The organism is Actinomyces acetigenes, assembly GCF_031296635.1.
In the GTDB taxonomy this organism is placed as follows: Bacteria; Actinomycetota; Actinomycetes; order Actinomycetales; family Actinomycetaceae; genus Actinomyces; species Actinomyces acetigenes.
Genome location: NZ_JASPFC010000003.1, coordinates 1 through 15,279, shown reverse-complemented (window position 1 = coordinate 15,279; position 15,279 = coordinate 1). Strand labels below are relative to the sequence as shown.

Sequence of the window (15,279 nt, the reverse complement as noted above, 5' to 3'; positions counted from 1 at the left end):
CGCCCGTGCAAGAAGACGTGCCCACCACCGTGTCCACCATCGTGTCCACCACTGTGCCTCCTGTCATGCCGACCGTCGTCATCCGCTCCCTGCCGGCCCGCCTGGGCACCGCCCTCATCGGCCTGGCCGCAGTGGGGATGTCCCTGACGATCGGCCTGGCCGACGGCGCCGGCCACGGCCTGCGCACCCTGGCCTGGGCGGGGCTGCTCACCTTCCTCACCTGGCTGCTGTGGTGGGCCCCGCAGATCACCCTGACCTCGCAGGCGCTCACCATCCGCAATGCCTGGCGCACTCATGTGCTGGGCTGGGGCGAGGTTGAGCTGTGCCGTACCCGCTGGGGGCTGTCGGTCATCACCCGCGACGACGTCGAGGTGCGGGCCTCGGCCGCTCCCCGCCGCGGCGGCATGGCCGAGTCCTTCCGACGCCGCCAGGAGCTGCGCGAGCAGCAGGAGCGGCGCGACGGCCTGCGAGACGCCGAGCCGGCCCCGGCGGTGCGCCCGGAGTACCTGGCGGGGGAGGGGCGCTATCGCACCAACCTCGACACCGGTGACGCCGGGGCGCTCATCGAGGCCTACGCCGAGCAGGTGCGCAGCCGCCCCGCTCGGGCCGCCGACGATACGGCGCCCGGTGCGGCCGTCGGCGTGACCAGCAGCCTCAACCGCCCGGTCGTCGTCGTCGCAGGGTTGCTCGCCGTCGCGCTCGCGGCCGTGACCGTGCTCCTGTGAGGTGACTCCCCGGTGACCTGAGCGTGAGTGGGCGCACAGGCCGGGTGTTGGCCCTGCCATGGCAGGTCGCGACCGGCGTCCTCTAGTCTTTCCATGTTTCATGCCCTGTGGCCGGTGCCTGAGAGGTGCCTGGCCCGCGGCGTCCTCCCACCGGAAGAAGTGCCCCCTATGAGCGTGCGCCAGGATCTGCGCAACGTCGCCATTGTCGCCCACGTCGACCACGGCAAGACCACTCTTGTCGACGCCATGCTCTGGGAGGCGGGCGCCTTCGGGGCCCGGGCCACCGAGGAGACCACCGGTGAGCGCGTCATGGACTCCGGCGAGCTGGAGCGTGAGAAGGGCATCACGATCCTCGCCAAGAACACGGCGGTCCACTACTCGGGCCCCTCCGCCGCGGACGCCGGCTGTCCCGAGGGCATCATCATCAACGTCATCGACACCCCCGGCCACGCCGACTTCGGCGGTGAGGTCGAGCGGGGGCTGTCCATGGTCGACGGCGTCGTCCTCCTCGTCGACGCCTCCGAGGGGCCCCTGCCCCAGACCCGCTTCGTGCTGCGCAAGGCCCTGGCCGCGAACCTGCCGGTCATCCTCGTGGTCAACAAGGTGGACCGCCCCGACTCCCGGCTCGACGAGGTCGTCTCCGAGTCCACCGACCTGCTGCTGTCCCTGGCCAGCGACCTGGCTGACGAGCACCCCGACATCGACCTCGACGCCGTCCTGGACGTGCCCGTCATCTACGCCTCCGCCAAGGCCCGCCGCGCCGACACCGAGGCCCCGGCCGACGGTGAGCTGCCGGCCAGCGAGAACCTCGAGCCGCTCTTCCGCACCATCATCGAGCGGATCCCCGGCCCCTCCTACGAGGAGGGCGCCCCCCTGCAGGCCCACGTCACCAACCTGGACGCCTCCCCCTTCCTGGGGCGCCTGGCGCTGCTGCGCATCCACAACGGCACCCTGCGCAAGGGGCAGACGGTGGCCTGGGCCCGCCACGACGGCTCCCTGGCCTCCGCCCGCGTCTCCGAGCTCCTCGTCACCGAGGGGCTGGACCGCAAGCCCGCCGAGGAGGCGCACGCCGGTGACATCGTCGCCGTCGCCGGGATCGAGGACATCACCATCGGCGAGTCCCTCGTGGACCCCGAGGACCCGCGCCCCCTGCCGCTCATCACCGTGGACGACCCGGCCATCGCCATGACCATCGGCATCAACACCTCCCCGATGGCCGGGCGCACCAAGGGCGCCAAGGTCACCGCCCGTCAGGTCAAGGACCGCCTGGACCGCGAGCTCATCGGCAACGTGTCCCTGCGGGTCCTGCCCACCACGCGGCCCGACGCCTGGGAGGTGCAGGGACGCGGCGAGCTGGCGCTGGCGATCCTCGTGGAGCAGATGCGCCGCGAGGGATTCGAGCTGACCGTCGGCAAGCCCCAGGTGGTCACCCGCACCATCGACGGCAAGCGCCACGAGCCCATCGAGCGCATGACCATTGACGTCCCCGAGGAGTACCTGGGCGCCGTCACCCAGCTCATGGCCGCCCGCAAGGGCCAGATGGAGACCATGACCAACCACGGCACCGGCTGGATCCGCATGGAGTTCCTTGTGCCGGCCCGCGGCCTCATCGGCTTCCGCACCCAGTTCCTCACCGAGACTCGCGGCACTGGCATCGCCTCCTCCATCGCCGAGGGCTACGCCCCCTGGGCCGGGAAGATCGTCTCGCGCACCACCGGCTCCCTCGTCTCCGACCGCGCCGGAGCCGTGACCGCCTACGCGCTCATCCGCCTCCAGGACCGCGGCAGCTTCTTCGTCGAGCCCACCCAGGAGACCTACGAGGGGCAGGTCGTGGGGGAGAACCCCCGCGGCGAGGACATGGACGTCAACGTGGTCCGCGAGAAGCAGCAGACCAACATGCGCTCCTCGACCGCGGACACCTTCGAGGCCCTCGTGCCGCCGCGCCGCCTCACCCTGGAGGAGGCCCTCGAGTTCGCCGCCGACGACGAGTGCGTCGAGGTCACCCCGGAGGCCGTGCGCATCCGCAAGGTCATCCTCAACTCCCAGGAGCGCTTCCGCGAGAACGCCCGCCGTCGTCGTGCCGAGGCCTGAGAGGAACCGCCGCCCATGAGCCAGTCCGTCAACCGCGGGGAGAAGTCTGCCGCCTCCGAGGCCGCAGCCGACGCCGTCGAGCCCGTTGAGGTTACTGAGCCGGCTGAGCCGGTCGGTCAGAGCGAGGAGTCCGAGGCGGCTCCGGACACCGAGCAGCCTGAGAAGTCCGAGGGACCTGAGGAGCCCGAGCAGGCTCCCGTCGTCGAGCAGCCGGAGGAGAAGGCTCCCGCCGCCGAGGACACCGGAGAGGACACCACCGAGGACGCCGACCAGGGGGCGGGTGAGCCCGCCTCCTGTGCTCAGGGCGGGGACGCTGATGACACCCCGACCCTCAACCTCGAGGATGAGTCTCAGGACGAGCCTGCAGAGACTGCCGAGTCGGTTGAGCCGGCTGAGGAGCCCGGCGGCGAGGCCCAGGAGGGGGAGTCCGCCGGGATTGTCGAGGTCGTGAAGCCCGCTGAGGCGGCCGAGTCGGCCCAGGCCGCTGAGCCGGCTGAGCCGGTCGGTCAGAGCGAGGAGTCCGAGGTGGCTCCGGTCACCGAGCAGCCTGAGAAGTCCGAGGGACCTGAGGAGCCCGAGCAGGCTCCCGTCGTCGAGCAGCCGGAGGAGAAGGCTCCCGTCGCCGAGGACACCGGCGAGGACGCCGACCAGGGGGCGGGTGAGCCCGCCTCCTGTGCTCAGGGCGGGGACGCTGATGACACCCCGACCCTCAACCTCGAGGATGAGTCTCAGGACGAGCCTGCAGAGACTGCCGAGTCGGTTGAGCCGGCTGAGGAGCCCGGCGGCGAGGCCCAGGAGGGGGAGTCCGCCGGGACGGTCGAGGTCATGAAGCCCGCTGAGGCGGCCGAGTCGGCCCAGGCCGCTGAGCCGGCTGAGCCGGTCGGTCAGAGCGAGGAGTCCGAGGTGGCTCCGGTCACCGAGCAGCCTGAGAAGTCCGAGGGACCTGAGGAGCCCGAGCAGGCTCCCGTCGTCGAGCAGCCGGAGGAGAAGGCTCCCGCCGCCGAGGACACCGGCGAGGACACCGACCAGGGCGCCGACAAGACCTCCGCCCCTGGCGACGAGCCCGTTGAGTCGGCCGCTGTAGAAGCCGCTGAACCGGTGGCGACGCCGGCATCGACGCGCGTCGTCGACGAGGCCGCCACCCCTGCCGAGGCCCTCTCGCCCTATGAGTCGGCCGGCGCCGACGCGGCTGAAGAGACCCTGCAGGACAGCGCATGGAGCCCCGACTCCGGCGACATGCCGCCATCGATCGCACCGAAGAGCCTGTCCGGGGCGTCGCCCTCAGCGCCCGCCGTTGCCGGGACCCTGGCCGCGGCCGAGGAGGCGCACAAGCCCTCCAAGGCCCAGGACGTTGCGAAGAAGACCAACGGTACGGCAGCCGGGTCGGGCGCCTCACGCCGTCGGCGCCTCATCCCCGCCGCCTGCGCCGCCGGGGCCGCGGCCCTGCTGCTGGCCTGGGGCGGCATCGCCTGGTGGACCACCCAGCACATCGCCTCGGGCACCACCGTCTCCGGTGTCGATGTCTCCGGTCTGAGCCCCAAGGAGGCCCGCGACCGCGTCGGCAAGGGCATCGGCGACCAGCTCGCCCAGCCCGTCACCCTCACTGTCGGGCAGGGCAGCTCCGAGCTCGTGCCCGCCAAGTCGGGTGTCTCGGTCGACACCGACGCCTCGGTCAAGAAGCTCACCGGCTTCACCCTCAACCCCCTCACCCTGGCCCAGCGCCTCGGCGGCCAGCGCACCGAGGCCGTCATCCGGGTCGATTCCACCTCGCTGCGAGGCGCCCTGGAGGACCGGGTCGACACGATGGCCAACGGCGCGGTCTCAGCGACCGTGACCCTGGAGGGCACCAAGCCGGTCACCACGCCCGCGAGCAACGGCATCGGGCTCGACGTCGAGGCCTCTCTCAAACAGCTCTCCGGTAGCTGGCCCCTGGGCAAGAAGACCCTCGCCATGGCCGAGGGCACCGCGATCCCCGCCATCACCGACGAGGAGGCTGCCAAGTTCGTCGACGGCACCCTCACGCCGCTGCTGTCCAGCGGACTGACCGTGAACACGGCGGGCACCGGCGCGCAGAGCAAGAGCCCCGGCGCGGCCGCGGCCTTCTCACCGCAGGACACCGCTGAGATGCTGAAGATCTCCTCCGAGGGCGGCACCTTGAGCGCCACCTTCGACCCGACCGCACTGCGTGACGGCGTCGTCGCCAGGATCGGTCAGGTCGAGACCCCCGCCCAGAACGCGACCTGGAAGATCGACGGCTCCGCCACCGGCGCACCCGGGGCACGCCCCCAGTACGTTCCCGCCGCCCAGGGCAAAGTCATCGACACCGCCGCCCTGTCCACAAGCCTGCTCAAGGCCGGCACCACCGCCACCGACGTCGCCGGCCGGACCGTGACCCTGCCGATGGTCGTGGCCGAGCCGACGGTGACGACGCCGCAGAACGAGTGGGGCATCAGTGAGGCGATCGGCGAGTTCGCCACCCCGTACAACAGCGGGGACGCGCCGCGCACCCAGAACCTCACCCGCGGGGCCGAGCTCGTCAACGGCACGGTCGTCAAGCCCGGTGAGGTCTTCTCCCTGGAGAAGACCCTCGGCGAAGTCGACTACGAGCACGGGTTCGCCGACGCCGGAGTCATCTCCAACGGGCAGCACGTCGACTCCCTGGGCGGTGGGCTGAGCCAGGTGGCCACCACCGTCTTCAACGCCGGTTTCGAGGCCGGCATGGACGACACCGAGCACCACGCCCACCAGTACTACTTCGACCGCTACCCGGCCGGGCGCGAGGCCACCCTGTGGACCGGCAAGCTCGACGTGAAGTTCACGAACTCCACGTCCCACGCGGTACTGGTCCAGGCCTGGCTGGACGGGGAACAGATCCACGTGCGCATGTGGTCCACGAAGTACTACGACGTGTCGATCACCTCCTCGGACCGGTTCAACTTCCGCCCGGTGTCCACTGAGCGCAAGTCCGGCCCCGGCTGCGAGCCCTACTCGGGCGGCAACCCCGGCTTCGACATCACCGTCACCCGCACCCGCAAACATGACGGCAAGGCCTTGCCTGACGACGTGCTCACCACTCAGTACGCCGCCGACAACGACATCGTCTGCTCCTGACGGCACCGCCGTCTGCGCCCCCGGTTCAGAGGAGTGCCGACGCAGCAGTGTCGGAGGAGACTTTTGTCCAAACGGGACGACTTTGATGACATCGTAGAACGCTTCTGCGTGACCGCGGTTCTCTGACCTGCGCAAACGCGAGTGGATCGCGTGGCGTCGCGCGTCAAAGTCGTCCCTGCTGGACACTTTTCAGCCGGATCGTCGCAGATCGCGCTCTGAGGCGTGCGGTGCCCGAGATTGGTGTTACCTGTGACATTCGCGCCGCGGCAGTGACGTAATCGCGGTGTGGCAACCCTGAGTTTTCGGCGTGCTGACGGCCACTCTCTCACCTCTTGGGCTGACGGGCACCGGGGGACCATACTTGGCCCGACCCCGCTCACCTGTGTGGGCAGATCCCCAGAGAAGAAAGGACACTGCTGCCATGACGTACGTCATTGCCCAGCCCTGCGTCGACGTCAAGGACCGTGCCTGCGTTGACGAGTGTCCCGTCGACTGCATCTACGAGGGTGAACGCAGCCTCTACATCAACGCTGACGAGTGCGTCGACTGCGGCGCCTGCGAGCCCGTCTGCCCCACCGAGGCGATCTTCTACGAGGACGATGTTCCCGAGGAGTGGGAGGACTACACCCGCGCCAACATCGACTTCTTCGAGCTCAAGGGACTCGGTTCGCCTGGAGGTGCCCAGAGGACCGGTGCGCTGGACTACGACGACCCCATGATCGCCGCCCTGCCCCCGCAGAACGAGGAGTGGAAAGAGGCCAACGGCTACTGAGCCTGCGGGCGGGGGCTGGGGGTGGAGACACCCCGGCTCGTGAGGAAGAATCAGGACCTGTGACCACCAGCGCGACTCCTGAGACCTCCCCCAGCCCCCACCTGCCCCGCCGCCTCGCCCTGCCCGACTTTCCCTGGGACTCGCTGAGCCCCTACCGGGAGCGGGCCGCCCAGCACCCGGACGGCGTCGTCGACCTGGCGGTGGGGACACCCGTCGACCCCACCCCCGAGATCGCCCGCAACGCCCTGTTCTCGGCCGCCAACGCCCCCGGCTACCCGACGGCGGTCGGCGCCCCCGTGGTGCGTGCCGCCATCGCCGAGTGGATGGAACGACGTCGGGGCGTGGCCGGCCTGGGTGACGGCGAGGTCATTCCCACCATCGGCTCCAAGGAGTCCGTGGCCCTCCTTCCACTGCACCTGGGGGTGCGCCCCGGCGACCTCGTCCTGCACCCGAGAGCCGCCTACCCCACCTACGACGTCGGCGCCCGTCTCGTGGGGGCCACCCCGGTCCCCGTGGACACCGACGCCGACCCCGTCACCTGGGGTATTGCTGAGGACGCGCCCGTGGCCGTCGTCTGGCTCAACAGCCCCGGCAACCCCGACGGGCACGTCCTGAGCGTTGAGCAGATGGCCCGGATCGTCGCCTGGGCCAGGGCGCGGGGTGCCGTTGTCATCTCCGACGAGTGCTACGCCGAGCTCGGCTGGGAGTCGCCGTGGGACACCCAGCCGATCCCGAGCCTCCTGGACCCCCGGGTCGGAGGAGAGGCGGGCCGAAGCGGCCTGCTCGCCCTGTACTCCCTGTCCAAGCAGTCCAACCTGGCCGGCTACCGGGCGGCCTTCCTCGCCGGTGACGCGCGGCTCGTGGGCGCCGTCACCGAGGTGCGCAAGCACACCGGCATGCTCATGCCGACTCCGGTGCAGGCGGCCCTCGTGGCCGCCCTCGGCGACGAGGCGCACATGGAGGTGCAGAAGGAGGTCTACCGGGAGCGCCGCGAGGTGCTCGTCGAGGCGACTGCCGCCGCCGGTCTCGTCAACGACCCGGCCTCCGTGGCCGGCCTGTACCTGTGGCTCCGGGGACCTAAGTCGATGAGCGCCTACGAGCTCGTGGGGGCCTTCGCCGAGCTCGGGATCGTCGTGGCCCCCGGCGACTTCTACGGCGAGGCCGGGGCCGGGCGGGTGCGCATGAGCCTGACCGACACCGACGAGCGAGTCGCCGCTGCCGCCGCGCGCCTGCGCTCGCCTGAGGCCGCCGCCCTCTTCGCCGGCTAAGGCCGGCTGGTCCCGGTCAGCCGACCTCGGGCCACCCGGAGGTGAGATAGGCCCCGACGGCGCGGTGCTGGAATCGGTAGGGCCTGCCGCGCTGGATGATCCTGCGGGTCAGGTCGAGCCGCTGTGCGGTGGGGCCCGCGTCGGTGGCCCTCTTGTGGCCGAGCCTCTCGGCGATATTCGTCAGAGAACGTTCCTCGGGTGCGAGCTCAGCCATTGCCTCGACGAACTCCCTCTCGCGCGGTGGGAGCCGATCGAGGATGCGTTGCACATGCGCCTCCGCCTCATGAACCGCCTGCCTGCTCCATCCGGTACGGACGTGCTCGGCGGTGATGATGCTGTCAGTGCTGGCGTGCCAGGCGCACTGCCCGGCGAGCTGGAAAAGGAATGGCTCTCCGCAGGAGAGCTCGACGATGGCGCGTTGGGCGTCGGGCTCCATGAAGATCCGGTCTGTGCCGCCGTCGGCCGTGGTGATGGGCCACCCCTGGCTGATGAAGGGGTGGAGTGCGGTCAGGAGGTCGTCGTCGTCGATGGTCTCCAGCGTGGTGGTCTGGAAGCGACGCGCGAAGGTGGCACCGGATCGGGCTCCGGCCATGTCCGCGAACTCGGGCAGGCCGGTCAGGTAGACGGCGATAGGCAGCGCCGAGCCGACGCTCAGACCGCCGGGAAGGGTTGTGGGCTCCTCGTGAGTGAGCGCGTCACCCAGGGCGATGAGCAGCTGGGAGCGCGTATGCTCATCAGTGATGTTCTGGACCTCGTCGATGTGGATCATCACCACGGCGTGGCGCTTGGTGGCCGCACGGCCGATCTCAATGAGCAGATCGGTCAGGGCGGTGTAAGGCTCGGGGCCGTCCTGGGTGCGCACGGACAGGGAGATGCCGGAGGCTGCCACGGACTCAACGCGGCGCAGCAGGTCGCCGATGCGCTGCTCCCTGGCTGCTGGCAGACCCGCCGTGTCGGCGAGGGTCAGCAGAGCTGAGGCGACTCGCTTGATGGGGTCGCTTCCCGACGGGATGCGTAGCTGCGGCGTGACCCAGTCGCCATCCTCCAAGGCCTCGCTCGCGATCCGGCGCACCAACGCGGATTTTCCGGAGCCGGCTTCCCCCAGGATTGTGCGGCCACGCTCGTGGATGCCGGCGGCTCGGCGCGGGCGAAGAGCATCCCGCCAGTCGCTGAGGTGCTCGATGCGCCCCGCCCACACCAGGGGCACCGTGTCCGAGCCTGGGCTGAACGGTGAGTCAAGGGGAGTCCTCATGATGATAAGTTTATCAACGATCACTTGGTTTGATAAATTTATCAGCCGCCGCTGGGCTTGATAAGTTTATCAAGCCACGGGTGGGTGCTCGGCTGGTGCCCACGGCGGGCTGATCCGGGCTGATCAGGCTGATCCGGGGGCCCACGGTGAGCCCATGAGACGACGTCGTGACGGCGCACCCCGTACAGTGGACGCTGGGCCCGCCGGAACCCCCGTGGGCCCAGGTCTCGCCGTCGCGATGCGTGCGGCCCCGAGCCCCAGGAGGCATGATGACGAGCACCCCCACCCCCACCGCGGCTGAGCAGCCCGAGCAGAGTCGGCTCAGCGCCGTCGGCGGTCCCGGCCTGCTGGCTGTTGACGGCACCAACCTTGAGCTGCCGCGCACCCGGGCGACCGACGGCGCCGACGGCCTAGGCGTGTCCAAGCTGCTGGGCTCCACCGGCGTGGTGACACTCGACCCGGGCTTCACCAACACGGCGTCGTGCACCTCGCAGATCACCTACATCGACGGTGCGGCCGGGATCCTGCGCTACCGCGGCTACCCGATCGAGGAGCTGGCCAAGTCCTCGACCTTCCTGGAGGTCGCCTACCTCCTCATCAATGGCGAGCTGCCCGACCGCGAGTCCTTCGCGCGCATGGAGCGGCGCATCTCGCGTCACCGGCTCCTACACGAGGACTTCCGCAGCTTCTTCACCTCCTTCCCCTCCTCGGGTCACCCGATGGCGATCCTCCAGGCGGGGATCGCGGGCCTGGCCACCTACTACGAGGACACCCTCAACCCGCACGACCCCTACGAGCGCGAGCTCGCCACCGTGCTGCTGCTGGCCAAGATGCCCACGATGATCAGCTACATCGCCCGGCGCGCCATCGGCCTGCCGCTGCTCTACCCCGATCCGCAGCGCTCCTACGTCGAGGACTTCATCCGCCTGACTTTCGGGATGCCCTACCAGTCCTACGACATCGACCCGGCCGTCGTGCGGGCCCTGGACATGCTCCTCATCCTGCACGCCGACCACGAGCAGAACTGCTCGACCTCCACGGTGCGCCTTGTGGGCTCGGCCGATGCCAACATGTACGCCTCCGTGGCTGCGGGGGTGGGCGCCCTGTCCGGGCCGCTGCACGGCGGTGCCAATGAGGCGGTCCTGCGGATGCTGGACACGATCCAGAGCTCGGGGATGAGCACGGCCGAGTTCGTCCGCAAGGTCAAGGACAAGGAGGACGGCGTGCGGCTCATGGGCTTCGGCCACCGGGTCTACAAGAACTACGACCCGCGCGCCGCCATCGTCAAGGAGACCGCCCACGACGTCCTGACCCGCCTGGGCTCCGACGACGGCGACCGCAAGCTCGAGATCGCCATGGAGCTGGAGGAGACGGCGCTTCGCGACGAGTACTTCGTCTCCCGCAGCCTCTACCCGAACGTCGACTTCTACACCGGCCTCATCTACCAGGCGATGGGCTTCCCCACGAAGATGTTCACGCCCCTGTTCGCCCTGGGGCGCCTGCCGGGCTGGATCGCCCAGTACCGCGAGATGATCGCCGACCCGGCCAAGCGCATCGGGCGGCCCCGCCAGGTCTACAACGGCTCCACCGAGCGCCACTACGTGGCCATGCACCGGCGCAAGCACGACGACGGCCAGTACCCGGACACCCGCGCCGGCGTGCCCAGCCTCGACCGCATCGCCAGGGTCTGAATCACGAGGGTCTGAGGCTCACGGGCTCACGCCGGTCGCCCAGGGGCGGTTGTCTGTGGCTGGTTGTCTGGGGCCGGTTTCTGTGGCCGGGCGGTGCGGGTCGGGGACGTACATTCCCGACGAGGACTGCTCTGTCCCCCAAACCACTGAGGGCGGACCTCAGTGGTTTGGGGGAGAAGTAAGTCGCCGACGCAGAAGTACGTCGCCGAGACCGTCATGGTGAGCTCTGCGGCCTACAGGTCGGCCAAGTCGATCTTGCCCATGTGCAGGAGCTTCTCGCGCGTGGCGGTGTCGGCCATGAGGTCTGCAATGTTGTGGGGGACGACCTGCCAGGAGACGCCCCAGCGGTCGACGCACCAGCCGCAGCGCTCGGCCTCGGGCACGGCCGACAGCCCCGTCCAGTAGCGGTCGATCTCCTCCTGGTCCCGGCAGGAGACGATATTGGAGACCCCGGGAGTGAAGGCGAGGTCCTGGGAGGCCCCCGAGTCCCTGGCCGTCATCCAGATGCCGCGCAGCGTGAAGTCGGTGAACATCACCGTGCCCGCCTCCATCGGCCCGCCCTCCTCGTAGCGGTACAGGGCCCCGCGGTGGGCGTCGTCGAACAGGGCGATCCAGGCCTCGGTGGCCTCCTCGGCGTTGGCGTGGTTGGTGCCGCCGAACATGAAGGAGGGCAGGATGAAGGGGCGTGGCTCGCCGGCCGGGTCGGTGAGCATGAGCTGCCAGGTCATGCCGAAGCGGTCGCGGACCCAGGCGTAGCGCGGCGAGAAGGGGTACTCGCCCAGCTCCATGAGAACTCCGCCGGCGGAGAGATGCTCGTAGAGCTCGTCGAGGTAGGTCCGGGCCTGGTCCTCGCCGCCGAACAGGAGCGGGTCGAAGTTTAGGATGCAGCTGATTGACGGGTTCGGGGCGTCCTGGCCTCCGCCGTTGATGAGCGAGAGGCGGAAGCCGTGGATGCTGACCGTGGCCGCGTACCCGGGTACCTGCTCGACGACGCGGGCCTCGCGGAAGACGTCGGTGTAGAACTGGGCGGCCTCGTCGGCGTTGCCGTCGCATCGGATAGCGGGAGTGATGAGTTGGTCCATACGGCCACCGTATCGTGACGTGTGTTGGGGCCGCTCCGGGAGAGGAGCGGCCCCAACATTGTGTTCGGCGGGCCGGGTCATACCCGGGTATTACCGGCTATGAGGTGGCCTTGCGCCGGTAGTGGAGAACTGCTGCGCCGGTGAGCAGTCCGAGGATCGCCAGGGCCGTCAACCTGTTCGCGTTGATCCCTGTGTTGGGGAGGGGACGCTTTGAAGCGGTAGTTGTCGGAGCTGCCGTGGGCGCCTTGGTGGGCTCTGTGGCGACGGCAGGAGTGGGGGTCGAGCCTCCACTCGGTGCGGGTGTCGGTTGGGCACTGGGAGTCCCGCTGTCGGGTGGGCAGTTCTCGCCGACGACGCAGACACCGGGCTTGTCCTGGGTGGGGAAGCCGGGGTCGGGGTCGCACTGGTCGCCAATCCCGTCATTGTCGTAGTCGGTCTGGCCCCAGTTGCTGACGTCGGGGCAGTTGTCCTGGTCGCGTGGTGTGTTGTCTCCATCGTCGGTGATATCGACCTGGGTGGTGGCGACGGCGGTCTGTCCGTCTGACTGGGTGACGCGCAGGCCGATGACGCCGCTGAACTCCTCGGTGAAGGTGTGGGTGATGCGTGGGGAGGTCCCGGTTTCGTCGTAGACGCCGTCACCGTTGAAGTCCCATTCATAGGAGGTCAGGGAGCCTGAGAGTGCGTGGGAGGCTGCGGCATCGATGTCGACAGGATCTCCGACCTTGGCGACATAGGGGCCCTGGATCCAGGCGAAGGGCTTGTTGAGCTCGCTGCTGATGGCCTTGTTGACGAGGTCACTGACCTGGTCGGGAGAGGAAGCGTTGGCGGTGGTGCCTGTGCTGGAGGTGACCAGCGTCTGGAAGCTGGTGGAGTTGAGCTGCCCGGTGTCAATGCCGTAGACGCTGACCGGGTCCACGTCGTAGGCGGCCTTGGCGACGGAGGCAGCGGTGTAACCAGTACCCGGCTCGGGGTCGCGTGGAGGAGCGTCGCCGATGACGACGACGATCTTCTTAACCCCGTTGCGCCATTTCATATTAACGGCCTGCATGACGCCGCTGTAGACGCTGGCGTTGGTGTTGCCGAGGTTTCCTCCCTCATACGTCAATGAATCTAGTCCCTTTTCAAGGGTAGATTCGTCGCTGGTGAAGTCGACATCTGTTCGGGCTAGATAGTTTTGAAAGTCAAATTTAGGGTGATCCTTGTAGTCGACGAGCGCGAAGCGATATGACGAGGCACCTTTCTGTGTCTGCTTCATGATGTCGTTGACCTTTGTCTTGAGGGCTCTAACATTGTCTTTCATGGAGCCAGTGGAGTCAATAACGAAGGCTATGTCAATGTCACTCTTTGCGTCTTGCGTCGGGCTACTGAAGGTGGGAATTCCGACTTTCTCAGCGATGAGTTTCGCTATCTCCGCGTGACCCGTAATGTTCGGGTGGTAGAACTCGTTTGTGTCGTAGCTGCTTTCAGATTCGATCTGACCATTGTTTTTGATTTTTCCCTTGGTCTCCAAGAACTCGTTGATCCACCGTTGGGGGTTGCGGTGCTTTGGTGAGGGGTCCGGCTCGTGCCCGTCAAATGTGTTGATGATTCCGTCGATGTAAGTGACCTTAAGGCTGGGGTGTGAGTTGTTCCATTCTCGAACAAGTGTGGATTGTATGTCCATGGAGGCGTCGCTAAGTGAGCGGACCCCGGCCCCCGCGTCGTATCTGACGCCAGAATTGTCTAGGATGTAGTTCCGATTGGTGGCAAGGCGTGGATAGCCGACAAGGATGACTTGAGCGTCATCCTTCAGTTTATTGTCAATCTTCTGAAGTATGGTCAAGGTGTTGGACTTAACGCTCTCCAGTTTTGTGTTGGCGTCCGTGACCTTCTCCTTGCAGGTCTTTGCGTCTCGCAGACCAAGAGTGAAGCACTCTTTTACTATGTCGGAGAAGTTGACGTCATTGCCGCCGATTGTGAACATCACCAGGTTCGTGTCTTCGGGCATTTCATCGATTTGACCTCGGCTCTTGGTAAGATCGTTCGTGACATTCCCGCTATGGGCGAGGTTGGTGAGTACCGTAGGTGCGCCCTGAGAGTTGAGCCATTCGACATACTTATGCGCCCAGTTGTTGTGACTTTTGTAAGCCTCCTTGTCTCCATAGTATGCGCCCGCTCCATTGCCGGCTGAATAGGAGTCTCCAAGTAACGTGGCTCGAATTAGTGTGTTGATCCTGGCGTCCGCTCGGGCGGTAGTTGAGAAATTTGGAGTCAGTGACACCTGAATGACAATCAATAAAGTAGTGATGGTGGCAATTAATATCCCGTGGGTCCATCTTGCTCTTGAGCTGTTTTCTGTGTCATAGAAATGGATGTTCATTTGAGGTCCTATGTAAGACTGTGCTGATGTTGTTGGTGGTGATGGGTTTAGATCATGTACTTCGCGAATTAAGTGTTCGCGTCTGGATCGACAGGTAGGGTGTAGTTAATTGTGATACCAACTTCACTATCCTTGGGTGGCGTATCTTCTGAAAGTCCAATAAATAGTTGCATGTAGTCGTTAGGTTTTCGGTGTGCGTGTTGGGCGAGCCATAATGTCGAGGTAGTGACTCGGGTCTGTTCCTCCCATCCGTGAGACTTTGCGTAGTCTATGAACTCGTCCCTGAGCTGCTCTGAGGGTTTTGATGGGTCTCGAAACCATCGTTCGAGATGAACTCCTGGATATTTCCAAGTTGTCCAACCTGGAAGCTCCGACTCTTCTGTGCGGACAGCTTTCACTCCGAGGATGGTCTCGTGTCCCATGGGGTCGTTTTTGAGGGCTCTTAGGGCTCTTGCCTCATATGATAGGGGACCTCCCGGGCCAAAGGCCCAAGTCAGCCCGCCTCCGACGGCCAGTCCTCCGACAAGAGTCCCGCAGCCAATGCGAGTCAATAGCTTGCGGCGAGACAGGTGCGAGGGCGGGGTTGTGGATTCTGATGCAGGGGTATGGGGTTCTGGGACTGCCGTAGTCATATTACGATTTTATATAGTCCACGAGGGGGAGGTGCATGAATCATGTACTGACGTTTGTCAGTATTTTGGAGGCGACTCGGGTTCTTCGCGTTTGACCTGACTCGGCTCATTGTGGGGTGGTTGGGTTGCTGGGGCTGGTTGTTGTGGGGCACTAAGGGGTCGGTAGGATCTGGTGGATGAGCCCGCACCTGCGTAAGGTCAAGATGGAAGGTTATTCAGGGGGTGGTGGTGTAGGTGTAGAGCATGAGGGTGGCTGTGATGGTTTGTGGGAATGTGTTCAGGGGGCGTCGGTAGTC

The 15,279-nt window shown here is 66.8% G+C and carries 9 protein-coding genes; 6 read left to right on the top strand and 3 right to left on the bottom strand.

Annotated elements, in window-relative coordinates; genetic code table 11:
• The first annotated feature begins 5 nt into the window (after positions 1-5).
• The 5 genes from RIV14_RS01745 (at position 6) to dapC (ending at position 7,967) form a co-directional block, all read left to right on the top strand.
• Positions 6-725: a hypothetical protein gene (locus RIV14_RS01745; protein ID WP_081381885.1), complete on the top strand. Its 720-nt coding sequence runs from the start codon at positions 6-8 to the stop codon at positions 723-725.
• 168 nt (positions 726-893) lie between these two features.
• Positions 894-2,816 (top strand): translational GTPase TypA, encoded by a 1,923-nt coding sequence (gene typA, locus RIV14_RS01740; protein ID WP_075373252.1) that lies wholly within the window; start codon positions 894-896, stop codon positions 2,814-2,816.
• A gap of 15 nt (positions 2,817-2,831) precedes the next feature.
• Complete coding sequence (locus RIV14_RS01735; RefSeq protein ID WP_309324779.1) at positions 2,832-5,927, top strand: VanW family protein; 3,096 nt, start codon at positions 2,832-2,834, stop codon at positions 5,925-5,927.
• A gap of 421 nt (positions 5,928-6,348) precedes the next feature.
• Complete coding sequence (gene fdxA / locus RIV14_RS01730; RefSeq protein ID WP_009394099.1) at positions 6,349-6,699, top strand: ferredoxin; 351 nt, start codon at positions 6,349-6,351, stop codon at positions 6,697-6,699.
• A 59-nt stretch (positions 6,700-6,758) separates the two neighbouring features.
• The gene (gene dapC, locus RIV14_RS01725; protein WP_075373250.1) at positions 6,759-7,967 is read left to right on the top strand and encodes a succinyldiaminopimelate transaminase; all 1,209 of its coding nucleotides are present in this window, start codon (positions 6,759-6,761) and stop codon (positions 7,965-7,967) included.
• A gap of 16 nt (positions 7,968-7,983) precedes the next feature.
• Here dapC and RIV14_RS01720 read toward each other — a convergent pair whose 3' ends face one another.
• Positions 7,984-9,219 (bottom strand): ATP-binding protein, encoded by a 1,236-nt coding sequence (locus RIV14_RS01720; protein WP_075373329.1) that lies wholly within the window; start codon positions 9,217-9,219, stop codon positions 7,984-7,986.
• Positions 9,220-9,488: 269 nt separating this feature from the next.
• Here RIV14_RS01720 and RIV14_RS01715 point away from each other — a divergent pair, with 269 nt between their 5' ends.
• Positions 9,489-10,910 carry a citrate synthase gene (locus RIV14_RS01715; protein WP_143224241.1) on the top strand — a complete coding sequence of 474 codons (1,422 nt, stop codon included), beginning with the start codon at positions 9,489-9,491 and terminating at the stop codon, positions 10,908-10,910.
• Between the two features lie 233 nt (positions 10,911-11,143).
• Here RIV14_RS01715 and RIV14_RS01710 read toward each other — a convergent pair whose 3' ends face one another.
• Together RIV14_RS01710 and RIV14_RS01705 are read right to left on the bottom strand one after the other, a co-directional pair.
• A complete protein-coding gene (locus RIV14_RS01710; protein WP_075373248.1) occupies positions 11,144-11,992 on the bottom strand; it encodes a VOC family protein in 849 nt (282 codons plus the stop codon).
• Positions 11,993-12,089: 97 nt separating this feature from the next.
• Entirely contained in the window at positions 12,090-14,351 is a 2,262-nt protein-coding gene (locus RIV14_RS01705; protein WP_075373247.1) for a VWA domain-containing protein, read from the bottom strand.
• Positions 14,352-15,279: the final 928 nt, after the last annotated feature.